Origin of the sequence: Pseudarthrobacter sp. NPDC092424, from assembly GCF_044754925.1 — a bacterium.
Taxonomy (GTDB): Bacteria; Actinomycetota; Actinomycetes; order Actinomycetales; family Micrococcaceae; genus Arthrobacter.
The window spans coordinates 94772-112456 of record NZ_JBIVQC010000007.1 but is presented as its reverse complement, the minus strand read 5'-3'; the positions used below and the strand labels follow the sequence as shown (position 1 = coordinate 112456).

Sequence of the window (17685 nt, the reverse complement as noted above, 5' to 3'; positions counted from 1 at the left end):
CGCTCGGGCCCCCTGTCGTGCCGTAGGCTGGGGTTCAAATGCTTGGGGGGTGCTCGCGGTTCGCAGGATCAGCAGGTGGCGGTTCAGGGGGAAAGTTGGCCGGAGGGCTTCAGTCGAGCGTGCCCTGGATGAGGCCCGGGAACGCTATAAATCCCTCTTCCAACACAATCCCCACGCCGTCTACTCATTCGACCTGTCAGGCAGGTTCCTCTCGGCCAACCCTGCGTGCGAACAACTGACGGGTTACACCGAGGCGGAGCTGCTGAAGTTGCAGTTCCACCAGCTTGTTGTCCCGGAGAAGATCGCCCGGACTGCCGCCGCGTTCAAGCGGGCAGCCGCCGGGGAACCCCAGCACTACGAGTCCACCCACCTGCACAGGGACGGCCACCGCGTTGATATCGCAGTGACGAACATGCCGATCATCATTGCCGGGGCCGTGGTGGGCGTGTACGGGGTTGCAGAGAACATCGGAGAGCGCCGCCAGGCGGAAGTAGCCCTGAGGGAAAGTGAACGATACTACCGCAAGATCCTGGAAGAGATCGCCGAAGGGTATTTCGAGACCGACCTGGCCGGCAACCTGACCTTTGCCAACAACGCACTCTGCGTACTCTTCGGCTGCTCCCGCGAGGAGGCCCTGACGCTGACCAACAAGGACTTTTCCGGGCCTGCCGAAGCCGCCAGGATAGCCCGGTATTTCAGGATGATACGTGCCGGCGAAACTCCGGATCCGGGCTTCGAGTGGACGTTGACCCGGAAAGACGGTGAACAGCGTGTTGTCTCCACCTCGGCCTCATTGATCCAGGACAGGAACGGAGAACCGGTCGGCTTTCGCGGCATCACCCGCGACGTCACCGAGCGCAGCAGGGCCCAGGAGGCGCTAAGGAGGAGCGAAGAGCGGTACCGCCTGGCCATGCGCGCCACCCAGGAGGTCCTCTGGGACAGTGACCTGCAGACCGGGAGGACCGTGTGGCACGGCGCGGTCCGGTCCATGTTCGGGATCGTCGGCCAGACATTCGTTCACACCGGGGAATGGTGGGAATCCAGGCTTCATCCGGAGGACAAGGAGCCCCTCCTGGATTCCCTGGCCAGCCTCTTTGGCTCTGACGGGGAAATGTGGAGCAGGGAGTACCGCTTCCGCCGGCAGGACGGCAGCTACATGGACGTCTTCGCCAGGGGCCATGTGGTCCGGAGCCAGCCCGGGCAGGCCATCCGCTTCGTGGGGTCGATGATGGATGTCAGTGCACAGAAACGCAGCGAGGCGGAGCTCGAACGGCTGGCCTTCATCGATCCGTTGACCGGCCTGGCCAACCGAAGCAGGCTGCTTGCGCACCTTGATCAGGTCCTTGCCGACGCGGACAGGACCGGAAGCGCCGTGGCGGTCTTTTTCCTGGACCTGGACCGGTTCAAGCTCATCAACGATGGAATGGGCCATGCTGCAGGTGACAGCCTGCTCGCCCAGTTCGGCGCACGGCTTTCGGGAGTCATCCGCGCCCAGGACGCCGCCTCGCGGTTCGCCGGGGACGAATTTGTGGTCGTCTGCAGCGATACGGATGAGGAAAATGCCAGGAAGATAGCGGACCGGATAGCGACAGCTGTCCAGGACCCCTTCAATATCCAGGGAAATGAGCTGTTTGTCTCCGTGAGCATCGGCGTCGTCCTCTCGGAGCCGGGGGATACGGCGGCCTCCCTCCTGCACCGCTCCGACGCTGCCATGTACCACTCGAAAGCCGACGGGAAAGGGGCCGCGTTCCTTTTTGACGAGAAGATGCAGCACAGGGCCCTTGAGGTCATCAACATCGAGTCGCAGCTTTCCCGGGCAATAGAACGGGACGAACTGGAACTGCACTACCAGCCGATCCTTGACCTGGAGGACTGCAGGCCGATCGGCCTTGAAGCCGTGGTGCGCTGGAACCGGCCCGGCGTGGGGATGGTGACCGCCGGGGAATTCATCCCCATCGCGGAAAAATCGGGGCTGATTCTTCGAATCGGCGCCTGGGTGCTGCGGGAGGCCCTGCAGCAGGCCCAAGTCTGGCGGCAGCGGCTCCTTGGGGCCGGCGACCTCGCCATAGGGGTGAATATCTCCGCCAGGCAGCTGCAGGACCCCTCAATCTTCGATGAGGTCCAGGACGCAATAGCCCGGGCCGGGATCCAGCCGGACGCCGTGGTGCTTGAAATCACCGAATCCGGACTGGTGGGTGACCTCGACGGCTCCATCCAGGTCCTGGAACGGCTCCGGAAACTGGGTGTGGGCATCGCCGTGGACGATTTCGGAACCGGATATTCCGCACTCAGCTACCTCAGCCGGATACCGGCCAACGTCATAAAAATCGACCGGTCTTTCATCAGCCCGCTGGGGCGGGAGGGCTCCGCGCGGGAACGCGGCCTGGTGGCCGCCATCATTTCCATGGCAGCGGCGCTCGACCTGGTGGTCGTGGCCGAAGGCGTGGAAACGGATAGGCAGGCGAGCGAGGTGGCAGGACTTAACGCGGGGCTCGGCCAGGGCTACCACTGGTGCCGGCCCCTTCCCGGCGCCGCGGTCGAGGACTGGCTGCGTGCCCAGTACGCCCGGGCGGCGGAGCCTTCCCAGGGCCGGGACTGCCTCAGATTTGCTTCAGGGCCTGTTCAAGGTCGCTGACGAGATCGTCCGGATCCTCGAGGCCAACTGACAGCCGGACAACGCCGTCGCTCAGCCCGATCGCCGCCCGCCCTTCCGGCCCCATCGCCCGGTGCGTGGTGGTGGCAGGATGCGTGATGAGCGACTTCGCATCGCCCAGGTTGTTGGAAATGTCGATGATGCGCAGCCCGTCCAGCAGGGCGAAAGCCGCGTCCTTGCCGGTCCGGCCGTCGGACGCCGCCAGCTCAAACGTCAGCACCGTTCCCCCGGCACGCATCTGCCTGGCTGCCAGGTCGTACTGCGGATGGGACGCCAGCAGCGGATACTTCACCCACCGGACCGCAGGCTGTTCCTCCAGCCATTCGGCCAGGCGCAGGGCTGTGGAGGAAGAGTGGTTGACACGGAGCGCCATGGTTTCCAGGCCTTTGGTCAGCACCCAGGCGTTGAACGCGGACAGCGCCGGACCGGTGTGCCGCATCAGCTGCTTCACCGGGCCGTCGATGAACTCCCGGGTTCCCAGGATCGCTCCGCCCAGCACCCGGCCCTGCCCGTCGATGTGCTTGGTACCCGAGTAGACAATGACGTCGGCGCCCAGGTCGCCGCACCGCTGCAGCAGGGGAGTGGCAAAGACATTGTCGACGACGACGGCCGCCCCCGCAGCATGCGCCAGTTCACTGACCGCCGCGATGTCCACTATTTCCTGCATCGGATTGGAGGGGGATTCGAAGAAGACGGCGGTGGTGGGCCGGGACAGGGCGTCGCGCCACTGGTCCAGGTCCGGGCCGTCCACGAACACGGTCTCCACACCCCAGCGCGGCAGGATTTCGTTGAGGATGACGAAGCAGGACCCGAACAGCGAGCGGGCAGCCACCACGCGGTCCCCGGCCGCCAGTAGGGCGCCGAGGGCGGTGAACACCGCGGACATGCCGGACGCCGTCGCAAAGCACGCCTCGGTGCCTTCGAGTAGGCGCAGCCGTTCCTGGAAGGTGGCCACGGACGGGTTGCCGTAGCGGGAATACACGAACCGCTCGTCTTCGCCTGTGAACGCCCGCTCCGCGGCGGCAGCCGACTCGTAGACAAAGCCGGAGTTCAGGAAGACAGCTTCGGACGTTTCCTGGAAGTTGGTGCGGTCAAGGCCGCCGCGGACCGCCTGGGTATCTGGATTCCAGGCGGCGGCATCGGGGTTGAACGTCACTCGGCGATCCCCAGGTTGGTGGGCAGTCCGCTGTTCTTCCAGCCATTAACCGTCCGCTCACCGTGCCGGTCCGGGACGCCCTCGAAGCCCTCAAGGATGTTGTACGACGTGAAGCCGGCCTGCGTGGCAGCGATGGCGGCGGAGATTGAGCGCTGGCCGGAGCGGCACAGGAACAGCAGTTCCGCGTTGGAATCCTCTGGTGCCTGGCTCCGGAGGTCCTTGATGAAGTCAGGGTTGGGGATTCCGCCGGGAAAAGTCCACTGGATAAAGAGCGGGTCGTTGTCCGTGGCGTTGGTGTCAGGGATGCCGATATGCGCCCATTCGCCCTCCGTGCGCACATCCACCAGGATGGCGCCCTGCTCCAGCTTGGCCCAGGCCTCCTGCGGGGTGAGGTCGCCCGCGTAGCTCACGCGTGGCCCTCGCCGTCGAACTCGAGGTCCGGCGATTCCAGGTCCTCGACTGCGGTGGCAACGGCCGCATCGGCAGATGCGATGGCGGCCGGCAGGATAAGGGCCTGCGCCACGATGACTCCGGTGCCGTTGAACGTGGCCGCGGGGCTGCCGTGCAGGACGTAGCCCTCGGCCAGGGCGGCGGAAATGCGCTCACAGAAGGCGCGGTCATCAGGGCCCGTGATCAGGCGGTAAGACAACTTTTCTTCAGGGGCGGATGCGTCAGACACGACAGAACTCCTTCTCTCACGCTTGCAGCTCGAATGGGTCGATATGCCGAGTATTCACCTGAGGCACCCCGCCGCGAAAGGGAGGGTTGCCGACCGGCCAGTCAGGGCTTGGCGCCGATTCTCATTACTCTCCCAAAACGTAACATCCGGCGCCCATGCCCGCACCGCCGTCGTCGTCATGTTCCGTAATCGAACTGCGCGCGTTCAGGGGCGTCCACCGGCGATGGCGTGCGTACGGCGTGGCGGCGGCGCTGGCGTGACGTATCCCATATACTTCTGCCGCCGCGGCCTCTGGTAAGGTAACGCTAACCTTCCTTTTGTGTCAGTTTCGCGCGGCCCCGGCCGTTTCTTCCAGGAGTGCCCCCTCATGCATCGACCCAAGCTTCTCGCTGCCTGCGCCGCCTTCGCGGTGTCCGCCCTCGCCTTGAGCGGCTGCGGCGTGCTGGGGATCGGCAAGGCGCCGGCGGACCTGCAGATCTATTCGGCCCGGCACTACGACCTTGAAGGTGCCTTCGGCGAGTTCACCAAGGAAACCGGCATCTCCGTCGAATTCATCACCGGCGATGACGCGGAGCTCCTGGAGCGGCTCAAGGCAGAAGGAAAAGACACCCCCGCCGACATCTTCATGACGGTCGACGCGGGCAACCTCTGGAACGCCGGGCGGCAGGATGTGCTGGCAAGCGTTAATTCCGCTGCCCTCGAACAGGCGGTCCCGTCGGACCTGCGTGACCCCGACGGGAAGTGGTTCGGGCTGGCGATGCGTGCCCGCACCATTACCTACAACCCGGACAAGGTGGATCCAGCTGAATTTGACGCCAAGGACACGTACGCGGGCCTTGCGGACCCCAAGTGGAAGGGCCGCCTCTGCATGCGCGACGCGACCTCTTCCTACACCCAGTCATTGGTGGCCGGTCTGATCGGCCTCCACGGCAAGGAGAAGGCCCTTGGGATCGTCAAGGGCTGGGTTGCAAACGACGTGGACATCATGAGCAATGACGTCCTGCTGCTCGAGGCGATTGACGCCGGCGCCTGCGACGTGGGCATCAACAACCACTACTACCTGGCGCGCAAGCTGGAGTCGGACCCGGATTTCGGCGTTGACCTGTTCTGGGCCAGCCAGGGCGGTGCCGGTACGCACGTGAACATCTCAGGCGCGGGCGTGGCCGCAAACTCCGACAACGCGGCCGAGGCCCAGCAGCTCATCGAATGGCTGGCCACAAAGGGACAGAACGCCTTCGTGGACGCAAACCACGAGTTCCCGGTCAATCCGTCTGCCAAGCCCGAGCCGCTGATCGCCGGCTTCGGAGACTTCAAGCGCATGCCGCTGAACGCCGAAGCCTACGGCGACCTGAACGCGGAGGCTACCGAGCTGCTTGCCGAGGCAGGATATAAGTGAGTGGACCGGCTGTCCTGACCGCATCCGCAGCGCCGGCCCGGCGGCGGATGCTGGCAGGAAACGGGCGGCCGCTCTGGTCTGCGCTGGTCCTGCTTGTGGCCGTCCTGGTGGCTACGCCTGTTGTTGCCGTCCTGGTGGACGGACTGGGTACGCTGGGCAGCGGCACCGTGCCCCGCGACCTCGGTGCAATGGTGCTCACCACCGTGCTGCTGATGGCCGGCGTCGGTGCCGGAACGCTGCTGGTGGGCGGCGGACTCGCCTGGCTGGTCACCGCCTACACCTTTCCGCTCCGCAACGTCCTTTCGTGGGCGCTGGTGCTGCCCCTTGCCATGCCCGCCTACATACTGGGCTTCGTCTTCCTGTCCACCTTCGACGTCGGCGGCCCGGTACAGGCCATGCTGCGCTCCATCTTCGGGCCGGGGGCCTGGCTCCCTGAGGTGCGCTCCCTGCCCGGAGCGGTCCTGGTCATGTCGCTGACCCTGTACCCGTACGTCTACCTCCTGGCCAGGACGGCGTTCAGCGAGCAGGGCGCTGCGACGTATGACGCCGCCCGCACCCTGGGCGCCAGTCGTGGCCGGACGCTGTGGCGCGTCCTGGCGCCTCTCGCCCGGCCGTCCCTGGCCGCGGCCCTGGCCCTGGTGATGATGGAGACCCTCACGGACTTTGCCACCGTCCAGTACTTCAACGTCCAAACGGTGTCCGTCGGGGTGTACCTCGTGTGGAAGGGGAGCTTCGATTTCCACGCGGCCACGCAGCTCTCCGTCCTGGTCCTCCTCTTTGCCGTTGCCGTGCTCGCCGCAGAGCGCCTGTTCCGCGGGCGGTCCCGGTTCCATCAGAAAGCCGGCCGGGGAGAAGGGCTGCAGCCGCAGAAACTGTCCGGCTGGGCCGGCTGGGCCGCGATGTTCGCCGGCCTGGCTGTGCTCTCCGCAGGTTTCCTTCTCCCGCTTGCCAGGCTGGCCGCCTGGGCTGTTGGCGAGGCCGTGTCCGCCACGGGACCGGTGCTTGACCCCCGCTTCCCGGGCTACCTGCTGAACAGCGTGGTGGTCGCGGGGATCGCCGCCCTGACATGCGCTGCACTTGCCCTCGCGATCGGCCACAGCGTGCGCCTGGGCGGCGGGCCGGTGGTGGTCTCTGCCGCGCAGGCCACCACATTCGGCTACGCCGTTCCTGGCGCCGTGATCGGCATCGGCGTGCTCATTGCCTTCGCCAACCTCGACGGGTTCCTGGAAGGTGCCGGTGTGCCGGGCGGTACCGGACTCCTGGTGACCGGCTCGGTGGCCGGCATCCTCGCCGCCTACGTGGTGCGCTTCCTGGGACCCGCCTACCAGGCCGTGGACGCAAGCTTTGCCAAGATCTCACCCGCGCTGACGGCGTCCGCATTGAGCCTCGGCGCCTCGCCGGGGCGGCTCCTGGCGCGGGTGCACCTGCCGCTGGCCCGACGCGGAGCGGCCGTGGCCGCAGCTCTCGTAGCCATCGATGCGGTCAAGGAGCTGCCAATAGTCCTGCTCCTGCGTCCATTTGGATTCACCACCGTTTCGGTCTGGGTATATGAGCTTGCCCGCGAGAACTTTTGGGAAAAGGCGGCGCTGCCTGCGCTGGGGATCGTCGCAGTCGCCATTATTCCGGTGTACTTCCTTTTCCGGCGCACAGCCGGCCTCCGCGACCGGACGGTGGCACCATGAGCAGTTCCCCGACCCACGGAACGCCCTCCCTGGAGCTTGCGGGCGTCAGCATGAGCTACGGCAAGGTCGCAGCGGCGGCATCCATCGACCTCACGGTGGCGCCCGGCGAACTGGTCACCGTCATCGGACCTTCAGGGTGCGGCAAATCGACGATGCTTCGCCTTATCGCCGGGCTGGAGCGGCCCGACGCAGGAACCATCACCATTGCCGGCGAGACGGTCGCTGACCGGCGCCGGTTCCTGGAGCCGGAGCGCCGCCGCGTAGGCCTTGTGTTCCAGGAACACGCGCTCTTCCCCAACATGACCGTGGCCAGGAACGTCGCCTTCGGGCTGAACCGGCTGCCGGCCACGGAGCGCCGGAAAAGGGTTGCCGAGGTCCTGGAAATCGTCCGGCTCGGGCACCTGGCCAGCCGCTACCCCCACGAGCTCTCCGGCGGAGAGCAACAGCGTGTGGCGCTGGCGCGTGCACTGGCGCCCCGCCCCGCCGTCGTCCTTTTGGATGAACCGTTCTCCAGCCTGGACGAAACCCTCCGCGGCCGGGTGCGTGCGGACATCGTTGCCGCGCTGCAGGAAAGCGGAACCACGGGCCTGTTCGTCACGCACGACCAGACCGAGGCGCTCTCCGTGGGGCAGCGCGTGGTGGTGATGCGCGCGGGTGCCATCGAACAAAGCGACATCCCGGAGAAGGTCTTTGAACAGCCGGCGACGCGCTTCGTGGCCTCGTTCATGGGCGACGCCGACTTCCTTCCCGCGCATGTCCACAATGCGCTGCTGACATGCGAGATCGGGGTCGTGTCGACGGTTCCCGGCTGGGGCGGGTGCGATGTGGACGTCGACGTGGTGCTCCGCCCCCACGAGGTGGCGCTGAGCCTGGATCCGGCCGGTACCGCCGAGGTGGTATCGCTGGAGTACCGGGGGGCGTTTGTCCTCCACCACGTCCGCCTGGCCTCCGGCCGCACCCTCCGCTCCTGGCAGCCGCACCAGGTGCGCCACGCCCCGGGCACCCGGGTCCACGTTTCCGTCACTGCGGGAACGACGCCGACCCTTCTGGTTGGCGACCACGCGGTCACCGGCCCGCCGGCCGGCTCAGCGCGCTCCACGCAACGCCTGGCGGCGCCTTCCCCCGCCACAACCTTGAGGTAATTTCCGTGACGATCGCACCACCCAGCAGGCTCCTTGAGACGGCGGCGCCCGCCGTGCCATTTGCGGCGCAACTTGCCCGGTTCGGGGACCGCCCCGCGGTGGTCGCCGGGCCGGACACGCTCAGCTACACGCAGCTGGCGGTGCGGGTGCACGAGGCGGCGGAACGGCTTGGATCGGCACGGCGGCTGGTGCTGCTGGCGGCAACCAACGGCATCGATTCCCTGGTGGCGTACCTGGCCGCGCTGTCCGCCGGGCACCCCTTGGTGCTGGTGCCCGGCGACAATCCGGCAGCCGTGGAATCCATCAGGACAGCATTCGACCCGGACGTGATCATGGTCGACGGCGCCGGCGACGGGGCGCCGCGCATCGCGGAGGTCCGTCCGGAGACCCGGCACGTGCTCCACCCGGACCTTGCCCTGATGCTGAGCACTTCCGGGTCCACCGGCTCTCCCAAGCTGGTCCGGCTCTCGCACCGCAACGTCCAGGCAAATGCCGAGGCCATCAGCGAATACCTCCGGCTCAGCTCCGACGACCGTGCCGCGACCACGCTGCCCATGTCCTACTGCTATGGCCTCTCGGTGATCAACAGCCACCTGGCGGTTGGTGCTTCCCTGGCGCTGACCGATCTTTCCGTGGTGGACCCGTGCTTCTGGGAACTTTTCCGCCGTGCCGAAGCCACGGCGTTCGCTGCCGTACCGTACACGTTCGAGCTCCTGGAGCGGATCGGGTTCCAGGACCTGGACCTTCCGCATCTCCGCTACGTCACCCAGGCCGGCGGAAGGCTTTCCCCTGAGCTGGTGCAGCGCTACGCCGGGCTCGGCCAGGAACGGGGCTGGGAGCTTTTCGTCATGTACGGCCAGACAGAAGCAACCGCCCGGATGGCCTATCTGCCCCCGGAGCTCGCGGCGAAAAGCCCGGCGCGCATCGGAGTGCCGATTCCCGGCGGAAGCTTCCGCATCGATCCCGTGGACGGGCTCGAGGACGGGGAACTCGTCTACACCGGCCCCAACGTGATGCTGGGATATGCCGAGTCGTCCGCGGACCTGGCCGAAGGGCGGACGATCACCGAACTGCGCACCGGCGACCTGGGCCGACGGCACCCGGATGGACTTTACGAAGTAACGGGGCGGCGCAGCCGGTTCCTCAAGATCGCCGGCCTGCGGATCGACCTCGGCCGGGTGGAACAGATCCTGGCGGAGCTGGGCGTGCAGGCCACGAGCGCCGGCACCGACGGACACCTGGTGGTGGCATTGCAAGGCAGCCACGACCCGGATCTGCTGCGGAAACTGCTCGCCGGAAGCCTGGGCATTCCGCGCGTGGCCATACAGATGTTCTCCGTCGAGGAACTGCCGCGGCTGGCAAGCGGCAAGCCGGACTACCAGGCTGTGCTTGCCCTTGCCGCCCCGATCCCGGCAAAGGAGGAGCGTCCCGCCAAAGCGGAGGGTCCGCAGGATGTGCGTAGGATCATGGCCGAGCAGCTGGAACTCGACACTGTGGACGGGGACAGCACTTTTGTCTCCCTGGGCGGTGATTCCCTGTCCTACGTGGCAACCTCTGTGCGGCTGGAAAAGGCGCTGGGCATCCTTCCGTCAGACTGGCACCTCAGGACTGTCGCCGAGCTGGAACAAGTGTCAGCGCCTGCCAGAAGGCGCAGGAAGCTGACCGCACGCATCGAGTCCAGCATCGTGCTGCGCGCGGTGGCCATCATCCTCATCATCAGCACCCACATCGGACTGTTCCACTGGGAGGGCACGGCCCATGTGCTTCTGGCCGTGGCGGGCTACAACTTTGCACGTTTCCAGCTCGGGGGCGAGCGGGCCCGGCGGCTCCGCCGGCAGACCGCGAGCCTGGCCCGGATCGTGGTACCCAGCATGGCGTTCATCGCCTTCGCCTATGTGGTCACCGACCACTACAGCGTGGCGAATATCCTCCTGCTCAACGCACTGATCGGGCCTCAGGAGGTGACCACGGAGTGGCACTTCTGGTTTGTGGAGGTGCTGACGTACCTGCTTGTCTGCATGACTGCGCTGCTGGCCGTCCCCGCTGTGAGCCGCCTGGAACGGCGGTTCCCGCTGGCATTCCCGCTTGGCCTGACAGCAGTGGGGCTGCTGGGCAGGTTTGAAATCGTTGACCTGGGCGTGCCGAACACCGGACCGGCGCTGTGGCTGTTTGCACTGGGGTGGACCGTCGCCCGGGCGCGGACGGCCCGGCACCGCCTGCTGGCCTCAGCCATTGCGCTGCTGTGCGTTCCGGGATTTTTCTTCAACGACCTGCTGCGTGAGGGCACGCTCCTTGCCGGAATCCTGGTGCTCATCTGGGTGCGGACACTGCCGGTCCCGAAGGGCCTGCAGAAGGTGACAGTACTCTTGGCCAGCGCCTCACTGTACATCTACCTCACCCATTGGCTGGTTTTCCCGCACTTCGTTGCCCTGCACCCGGGCATTGCCGTCGTGGCGTCCCTGGCTGCCGGCGTCGGATATTGGGCGCTGGTCAACGGAGCGCTGGTACTGAAGCGGCGCCGCACGCCGGCACGCCGCGGAAGCCTGGCCGGCGGTGCAGGGGCCCGGCAGGAAGGGCCGGGCCACTCCTAGGCCAGGTCCTGCCGGGCCGGCCTCCCTTAGACCAGGCCCGGGGAGCTGGCCAGGATGTAATCCGCTGCGGCGGGACCCTTCATGGTCAGGCCAGGCTGGTCTGGATTAATGCGCTGCTTCATGGCGGCCCAAAAGGTGGCCTCCGGCCGGGGCGCCTTCTGGTTGATAAAGCACCAGCTGGTGTACAGCCCGTAGAGACGGTCACAGTCCAGGGCGGACTCTGATGCGGGGTCAAGGTGGGTGGCTTCCCGGAGGAAGAGGTCGAACTGCGAATGTGCCATGACGGCTTCCCATCGCTAAGTGCTCGGCGCCGCCGTTCGGCTACAGCGGCGAACTCCCATGCCATGCACAAGTGCGTGGGAGTGTTGGGCGGCGCCACCGCGAAAAAGATGGACCGCTAAGCGATAGTTCGCTTGTCTACGATGTAGACTTTACCTGTAGACCAACTAAATAGGCAAGCGTCTGGACTATTAACCCAGCGGCGCCCAGCCGAACCAATTGGACGGAACAGCCGATGGCATCCCCCAAAAGCCCGGTCGCGCGGACGCGCACCGGCAAAGCACCACTGACAAGAGAACTGGTCCTCAGCAGGGCGCTGGAAATTGTAGATTCGGAAGGCCTCGAGGCCCTCACCATGCGGCGCCTGGGCCAGGCCCTGGACCGTGACCCCATGAGCCTGTACCGCCACGCTGAAAATCGGGCGGCCCTGCTTGACGGTGTCTCGGAGCTTGTGTTGAACGAGCTCTCGATCCATCCCGAGGATCCGGACTGGAAGGCTCAATTGCGGCATATCGCGCATGGTTTGCGGGCCTTGGCGCTGCAGCATCCCAACGTGGTCCCGCTCCTGGTGACCAGGCCGCTGTCCACACCGCTGGGCCTGCGGCCGCTGGGAACCCTGCGCCCGCTTGAGCAGATCCTCTCCCTGCTGGTGGGAGCCGGGTTCGCGCCGGACGACGCCCTCCATGTCTACCGCGCCTACTACGGCTTCCTGTACGGCCACATCCTGAACGAACTGCAGGAGTTCGTGGTGGACCCGGAGGAGAATGAAGTCCTACTGAGGCTGGGGCTGCACCGGCTGCCGGCCAAGGAGTTTCCCCGTCTGCGCGCACTGGCGCCGGCACTGGCGGACTACGACGGCGCCGCGGAGCTTGACCAGGGCCTGACCATCCTGCTGTCGGGGCTTGAAGCACACCTGTCCCGGCAGGAGGAGGGCGCGGTTCCCGCTTCCTGAGTTTGTGGACGCCGGTTATTCGAACGAGGCCCTGCGGGGGTCCGACGCCCGGGTGTTCCAGACGTCCGGACGGGTGACTTTGAAGCGCCGGCCCGTAAGGGCGCGGGCGGTGAGCTGGACGTAGTGGTCCTTCTCGCCCGGCTGCCACGGCTCCAGCCGTTCGGCGTCCACCGCGTCCTTTTCCACCTGATCCTGCATCAGCGCAGTCTCACCCCGGGCCACCACGCTCCACGCCGTCTCTGACTGCGGGTCGTAGCCGTCGATCTCCAGGGCGGCGGGACGCTCCGTCATGGCGCTCCAGAGCTTGGTGCCGCCGGCGGTCCGGAACACGATGGTCCGGCGGTGGAGCACGTAGTTCACGGGAAAGATCTCCGGATGGCCGTCCACCACAATGGCGATCCGGCCCACGGTGTCATTGGCCAGGAGGTCCCAGCACTCGTCGAACGTCAGCTGGTCGGTCCGGGGCGCGTCAGCGTTCATGGTCCCACCATACGGGCACCTGGCCCTGCCCGGAACGGGTTTTTAATCAATCCCCGCAAACAGGGTGCTCAGCTCCGCCGTCAGTTCTTTCTGGAGGGCGGGGGTACCGATTTCCTTTCCGTCGATCCTGTTGACCGGCGCCAGGAGCCGCACGCTGGAGATCAGCCATACCGCGTCCGCATCCAAGAGGTCCCGGGGCTCCAGCGGGCCATAGCCCAGCTCCCAGCCCGCAGCCCTGGCGGCGCCGAAGAGGGCGCCCTGTGAGGTGCCGGCGAGAATGCCGCTGTCCAGCTGCGGGGTCACCAGCCGCTTGACCTGCGTGCCGTCGTCGGACTTTTCCACATGCGCCAAAAGCACCGTGGACGTGGGGCCCTCCAGCACGCGACCATCGGAGGAGACGAAGATGACATCGTCCGCGCCCTGCGTGCGTGCATACCGGAGGGCGGCCATATTGACTGCATAGGAGAGGGTTTTGGCACCAAGGAGCAGCCACGGGGCACGCTCGCCCACCTCGCTGTCGTAGCCCCGGTCCAGGAGGATCACGTCAAGGCCGGTCTCGCGCTGGCGGCGGCCCACGCTGCCGGCGGGGGAGACCTGGACCCAGGCCGTGGGGGCGTCGCTGCCTTCCACGCCGCGGGTGACCACCAGCTTCACCACCCGTTCGTCCCCCGCTGCGTCTGTGGCGGGGTACTGCCCCAGGTGCTCCGAAAGGGCCGTGTCGATTGCTCTCCGCCACGCAGCCTGGTCCGGGATGACAAGGTCCAGGGCGGCCGCGGAGCCGCCCAGCCGGTTCAGGTGCGCCTGCATTTTCCGGACTGAACCGTCCAAAGCCAGCATGGTCTCGAAGATGCCGTCGCCGCGGGTGGCACCTTGGTCGGTGACCATCAGTTGCGGCTTCGCAGCGTCGGCCAGCCGGCCGTTCGGGAAGGAAGGGTCAAGAAAGACGAGAACCACGGGAACTGGAGAGGTCATGGCTCCAGCTTAGTGCGGCGCCGCCCGGATAAGCTGGGCGCAGCGCCCCGGCAGGAAGCAGTCCGCCGGGAGCTCGTGTCCCCGGGGGTTGTTCGCTTGTTGTGGCCGTTTTCGCTTTCCGGCACCACGCCGATGTGGGTTGTGGTGATCCTTGCCGCCGCCGACCTGCTGATCAGGGTACTCGCCGTGGGAATCATCCCCGGCAACCGGCGTCCTACCACGGCCATGGCCTGGCTGCTGGGCATCTTCTTCGTGCCGTTCGTGGGCCTCGTCCTGTTCCTGCTGTTCGGCAATTTCCGGCTCTCAAGCCGCCGCCGGCAGCAGCAACAGCAGGTCAATGACAGGGTCCGGGCGGGAATTTCCGCGCTCGCAGACGCGGAGAGCGATTACCCGGGCCCCGAATGGGTGAAATCAGCCGCCGAGCTCAACCGCCGGCTGGGCTCGCTTCCCATGGTGGACGGGAACTCCGTGGACCTGATCCCGGGCTACCCGGACTCAATCCTGGCCATGACCGAGGCCGTGCGCAAGGCGAAGACATTCGTCAACGCGGAGTTCTACATCATGAGCACGGACCACGTGACCAACGAGCTCCTCACGGCACTGGAGGAAGCTGCCGAGCGCGGCGTGGAAGTCCGGGTGCTGTTTGACCACATCGGCACCCTGCGCGTGAAGGGCTACCGCAAACTCCTCAAGAGGCTGCGGGCCGGCAAGATCCAGTGGAAACGGATGCTTCCCCTGCTGCCGATCCATGGCCAGTGGCGCCGGCCGGACCTAAGGAACCACCGCAAGATCATGGTGGTGGACGGAGAGATAGCCTTCACGGGGTCCCAGAACCTGATCGAGCCCTCGTACAACAACCCGCGGCACCGGAAGGCCGGGCGCGAATGGGTTGAGCTGATGGCGTGCCTGCGCGGACCCATCGTCACCACCCTCAACGTCGTGTTCGCAACGGACTGGCTGAGCGAGACAGACGAGTCCCTCGAGCATCAGCTGCAGCTTCCTGCGAATCCCGAGCCCGGGGACGTCACAGCCCAGGTGGTGCCCAGCGGTCCCGGATTCATCACGGAAAACAACCTGCGCCTCTTCAACACCTTGATTTATTCCGCCCAGCACAGGATTTCCATCTGCAGCCCGTACTTCGTGCCGGACGACTCCCTGCTTTACGCCATTACCACCGCTGCCCAGCGGGGTGTGGACGTTGAGCTGTTCGTCTCCGAAAAGGGCGACCAGTTCCTGGTGCACCACGCCCAGCGCTCATACTACGAAGCGCTGCTGGAGGCGGGCGTCCGGATTTACCTCTACAAGGCGCCGTTCGTGCTGCACGCCAAGCATTTCACCATCGACGACGAGGTGGCAGTTCTCGGATCCAGCAACATGGACATGCGTTCCTTCTCGCTGAACCTTGAGGTCTCGGTGATGCTGCTGGGGGAGAAGATCGTCAATGAAATGCGGGCCGTGGAGGATACGTACCGGGACATCTCGCACGAACTCAAGCTGGCCGACTGGCTCAACCGGCCCCTGGCGGCACGGTACGTAGACAACGTGGCCCGCCTCACCGCAACGGTCCAGTAGGCGGCAGGCCCGCGTCAGGCTCCCGGGAAGACCGAGCCCAGGGTGGAGAGGACCCCGTAGGCCTTGGTGCGGATTTCGTCGTATTCCTCGTCGGGAATGGAATCGGCCGTGATGGCGCCGCCGACGCCGAGGGACAGTTCGGCAGCCCGGCCCTCATCCCGGTGGGTGACCACCAGGGTGCGAATGGCGACGGCGAGGTCCGTGGCGCCGTTCAACGAAAAGTAGCCGATCGCGCCTGAATATATTCCGCGCGGGCCATCCTCCAGGCCGTCCAGGATCGCCATGGTGCTGATCTTGGGCGCCCCGGTCATGGAACCGGCAGGGAAGCAGGCGGCCACGGCCTCGGCCCGCGACGCCCCGGGCATCAGCCGGGCGTCGATGGTGCTGACCATTTGGTGCACGGTGGCGTAACTTTCGATCGCGCACAGCCGGCTCACCGTCACGGTCCCCGGTACTGCAAAGTGGCTAAGGTCGTTGCGCAGCAGGTCAACGATCATGATGTTCTCCGCCCGGTCCTTCAACGACGACGCCAGATCGTTGCGCAGCAGGGCGTCCTCGGCCGGGGCGGCGGCCCGGCGGCGGGTGCCCTTGATCGGCTCGGCCCGCATCCCGCCGTTGGCCGCGATTTTCAGGAACCGCTCGGGTGATGTGCTGGCAACGGTCACGCTTCCCAGCCGCAGGTAACTGGCGAAGGGGGCCGGATTCCGGCGGCGGAGGGCCAGGTAGGTTGCCCAGGCGTCGAATTCGTCCGCCGCTACCGTGGCGGCCAGCGTGGTGGTCAGGCAAACCTCGTAGGAGTTGCCCTCCGCGATCTGCTCCTGCGCCGCCGCGATCTTCCGCCGGTATTCAGCGCCGCTGTCACGGCTGTGGAATACCGGGGCAGGACGGACGACGGCGGTGCCGGCGCCGGCTTCCGGAGGCCGGCCGCCGTGTGCTGCGGCAGCTTCCACGGCAGCCCTGGCCTCGGCGAACCAGGCGTCAGCCCCAGGCTCGTCCAGCGCGAGCAGCCAGACAGTGCCCTCTTCATGGTCCAGGACCACTGCCCGTCCGGCGAAGATCAGGGCCGCGTCCGGGGTGGGTGAGTCCACGTCAGCGCCGCCGGTTTCCCGTTTCAGCTCATATCCCAGATAGCCCAGCCAGCCCAGAGTGAACCCGCACGGATATTCCCGGGGAACCGTCACCGGGCCGGCGCCCCAGACCGTGTGGAGCCAGCGGAAGAACGGGCCGGCCACGCGGGCTGTGACGGAACCGGCACTTAGCCGGGCGACCCCGGAACTGTGGGTGACCGACTGGCCGGACGCACCGCCGTCGTCCGCCATGATGCTGAAGCGGCTGCGCCCGTTGGAGTGCTCTTCTCCCCCTCTGGCAGCGGACTCCCCCTTGCCTTCGGCGGGGACTTGTCCGTGCCGGGGGGAGTTCTGCGAGCTGTCCAGCCATACGGCCCTTGGCGAGCCGCCATACAGGGCGTGGAACAGGGCGGGCGCGTCCGGCCGGAACTCGAGCCGTTCAGTCCGGAGGGTGTAGGCCTGGCGGGCCGCCACTTCGGGTGCGAGCACGGCGGACAGCGCCGGAAGGTGCGGGAGGAGGTGCAGTACGTCGGCGGGAGCCTTGCCGTCCGCCAGGTTCCGGACCTGTAGGTCGGCATGGTCCGGAACGGGGTCGGCGGCCAGCCACGCAGACTCCTGGGCCGCCCACTGATCCCAGAAGGGTTCATACGTGCTGCCGTCGCGGTCCAGGGCGCGGGTGCGGCGGACGTCCGCCGGTGAATCGGCCCAGATGACCGCGCCCAGGAAGGGGCGGGCTGCGGCGGACGCGGCCCCCACCCCCTCCACGATGACGATCTCGGCGGGAAGCGTGACCCGGGCGGCGCCGTCGTAATGGTTCTCCCAGTCCCAGCTGGTCCAGGTAGCGGCCTCGCCCCTGCTCAACGGCGCGAGCACGGTGGCCACGTACCGCTCGATGCCGGCGGCCAGGCCGTTCCAGCCGGGATAGATGTCCTCCAGGTGGAACAGCGAGACCTTGTGATGGGCGCGCAGCCGGGCCGCAAGCTCGACGGCGAGGGTGGTCTTCCCTGCGCCCGAACGCCCGTCGATGGCAATGATGACGGGGGCTGGGCTCATGGATTAGAGCG

Annotated in this window: 14 protein-coding genes and 1 riboswitch; of the genes, 7 read left to right on the top strand and 7 right to left on the bottom strand. The window is 66.7% G+C overall.

Going from position 1 to position 17685, the window contains the following annotated elements; translation table 11 throughout:
- The first annotated feature begins 49 nt into the window (after window positions 1–49).
- Window positions 50–2635: an EAL domain-containing protein gene (locus ACIQCN_RS11710; protein WP_400611086.1), complete on the top strand. Its 2586-nt coding sequence runs from the start codon at window positions 50–52 to the stop codon at window positions 2633–2635.
- On the opposite strand, the gene ACIQCN_RS11705 is transcribed toward ACIQCN_RS11710, so the two are convergent.
- Genes ACIQCN_RS11705 through ACIQCN_RS11695 form a run of 3 tightly spaced genes read right to left on the bottom strand, consistent with a single transcriptional unit; the run spans window position 2601 to window position 4488 of the window.
- The gene (locus tag ACIQCN_RS11705; protein ID WP_400611084.1) at window positions 2601–3809 is read right to left on the bottom strand and encodes an O-succinylhomoserine sulfhydrylase; all 1209 of its coding nucleotides are present in this window, start codon (window positions 3807–3809) and stop codon (window positions 2601–2603) included. The two genes, ACIQCN_RS11710 and ACIQCN_RS11705, sit on opposite strands and share 35 nt — an antisense overlap.
- Window positions 3806–4219: a rhodanese-like domain-containing protein gene (locus tag ACIQCN_RS11700; protein WP_400605348.1), complete on the bottom strand. Its 414-nt coding sequence runs from the start codon at window positions 4217–4219 to the stop codon at window positions 3806–3808. Before ACIQCN_RS11700 ends, ACIQCN_RS11705 begins: the two co-directional genes overlap by 4 nt.
- Window positions 4216–4488 (bottom strand): DUF1737 domain-containing protein, encoded by a 273-nt coding sequence (locus ACIQCN_RS11695; RefSeq protein ID WP_400605346.1) that lies wholly within the window; start codon window positions 4486–4488, stop codon window positions 4216–4218. Before ACIQCN_RS11695 ends, ACIQCN_RS11700 begins: the two co-directional genes overlap by 4 nt.
- Window positions 4489–4501: 13 nt before the next feature.
- Window positions 4502–4617, bottom strand: a riboswitch (SAM riboswitch).
- Window positions 4618–4855: 238 nt separating this feature from the next.
- Here ACIQCN_RS11695 and ACIQCN_RS11690 point away from each other — a divergent pair.
- Genes ACIQCN_RS11690 through ACIQCN_RS11675 form a run of 4 tightly spaced genes read left to right on the top strand, consistent with a single transcriptional unit; the run spans window position 4856 to window position 11299 of the window.
- Window positions 4856–5884 carry an extracellular solute-binding protein gene (locus tag ACIQCN_RS11690; protein WP_400605344.1) on the top strand — a complete coding sequence of 343 codons (1029 nt, stop codon included), beginning with the start codon at window positions 4856–4858 and terminating at the stop codon, window positions 5882–5884.
- Entirely contained in the window at window positions 5881–7566 is a 1686-nt protein-coding gene (locus ACIQCN_RS11685) for an ABC transporter permease (RefSeq protein ID WP_400611082.1), read from the top strand. The genes ACIQCN_RS11690 and ACIQCN_RS11685 overlap by 4 nt, the downstream gene beginning before the upstream one ends.
- Window positions 7563–8708, top strand: a complete 1146-nt coding sequence (locus ACIQCN_RS11680; RefSeq protein WP_400611081.1) for an ABC transporter ATP-binding protein — start codon at window positions 7563–7565, stop codon at window positions 8706–8708. The genes ACIQCN_RS11685 and ACIQCN_RS11680 overlap by 4 nt, the downstream gene beginning before the upstream one ends.
- A gap of 5 nt (window positions 8709–8713) precedes the next feature.
- A complete protein-coding gene (locus ACIQCN_RS11675; protein ID WP_400611079.1) occupies window positions 8714–11299 on the top strand; it encodes an AMP-binding protein in 2586 nt (861 codons plus the stop codon).
- Window positions 11300–11325: 26 nt separating this feature from the next.
- Here the strand turns inward: ACIQCN_RS11675 and ACIQCN_RS11670 are convergent, their stop codons facing one another.
- Window positions 11326–11580, bottom strand: coding sequence for a hypothetical protein (locus tag ACIQCN_RS11670; RefSeq protein WP_400611077.1), 255 nt, complete (start codon window positions 11578–11580; stop codon window positions 11326–11328).
- Window positions 11581–11813: 233 nt separating this feature from the next.
- On the opposite strand from ACIQCN_RS11670, the gene ACIQCN_RS11665 reads away from it, so the two are divergent.
- The gene (locus ACIQCN_RS11665) at window positions 11814–12530 is read left to right on the top strand and encodes a TetR/AcrR family transcriptional regulator C-terminal domain-containing protein (RefSeq protein ID WP_400605334.1); all 717 of its coding nucleotides are present in this window, start codon (window positions 11814–11816) and stop codon (window positions 12528–12530) included.
- A 15-nt stretch (window positions 12531–12545) separates the two neighbouring features.
- Here ACIQCN_RS11665 and ACIQCN_RS11660 read toward each other — a convergent pair whose 3' ends face one another.
- Together ACIQCN_RS11660 and ACIQCN_RS11655 are read right to left on the bottom strand one after the other, a co-directional pair.
- The gene (locus ACIQCN_RS11660; protein WP_400605332.1) at window positions 12546–13010 is read right to left on the bottom strand and encodes a pyridoxamine 5'-phosphate oxidase family protein; all 465 of its coding nucleotides are present in this window, start codon (window positions 13008–13010) and stop codon (window positions 12546–12548) included.
- A 42-nt stretch (window positions 13011–13052) separates the two neighbouring features.
- Complete coding sequence (locus tag ACIQCN_RS11655; protein ID WP_400611075.1) at window positions 13053–13982, bottom strand: aminodeoxychorismate lyase; 930 nt, start codon at window positions 13980–13982, stop codon at window positions 13053–13055.
- A 132-nt stretch (window positions 13983–14114) separates the two neighbouring features.
- Here ACIQCN_RS11655 and cls point away from each other — a divergent pair, with 132 nt between their 5' ends.
- On the top strand, window positions 14115–15554 hold the full coding sequence (cls, locus tag ACIQCN_RS11650) for a cardiolipin synthase (protein WP_400611139.1): 1440 nt from the start codon (window positions 14115–14117) through the stop codon (window positions 15552–15554).
- Between the two features lie 14 nt (window positions 15555–15568).
- Here the strand turns inward: cls and ACIQCN_RS11645 are convergent, their stop codons facing one another.
- Complete coding sequence (locus ACIQCN_RS11645) at window positions 15569–17674, bottom strand: chorismate-binding protein (protein WP_400605330.1); 2106 nt, start codon at window positions 17672–17674, stop codon at window positions 15569–15571.
- Window positions 17675–17685: the final 11 nt, after the last annotated feature.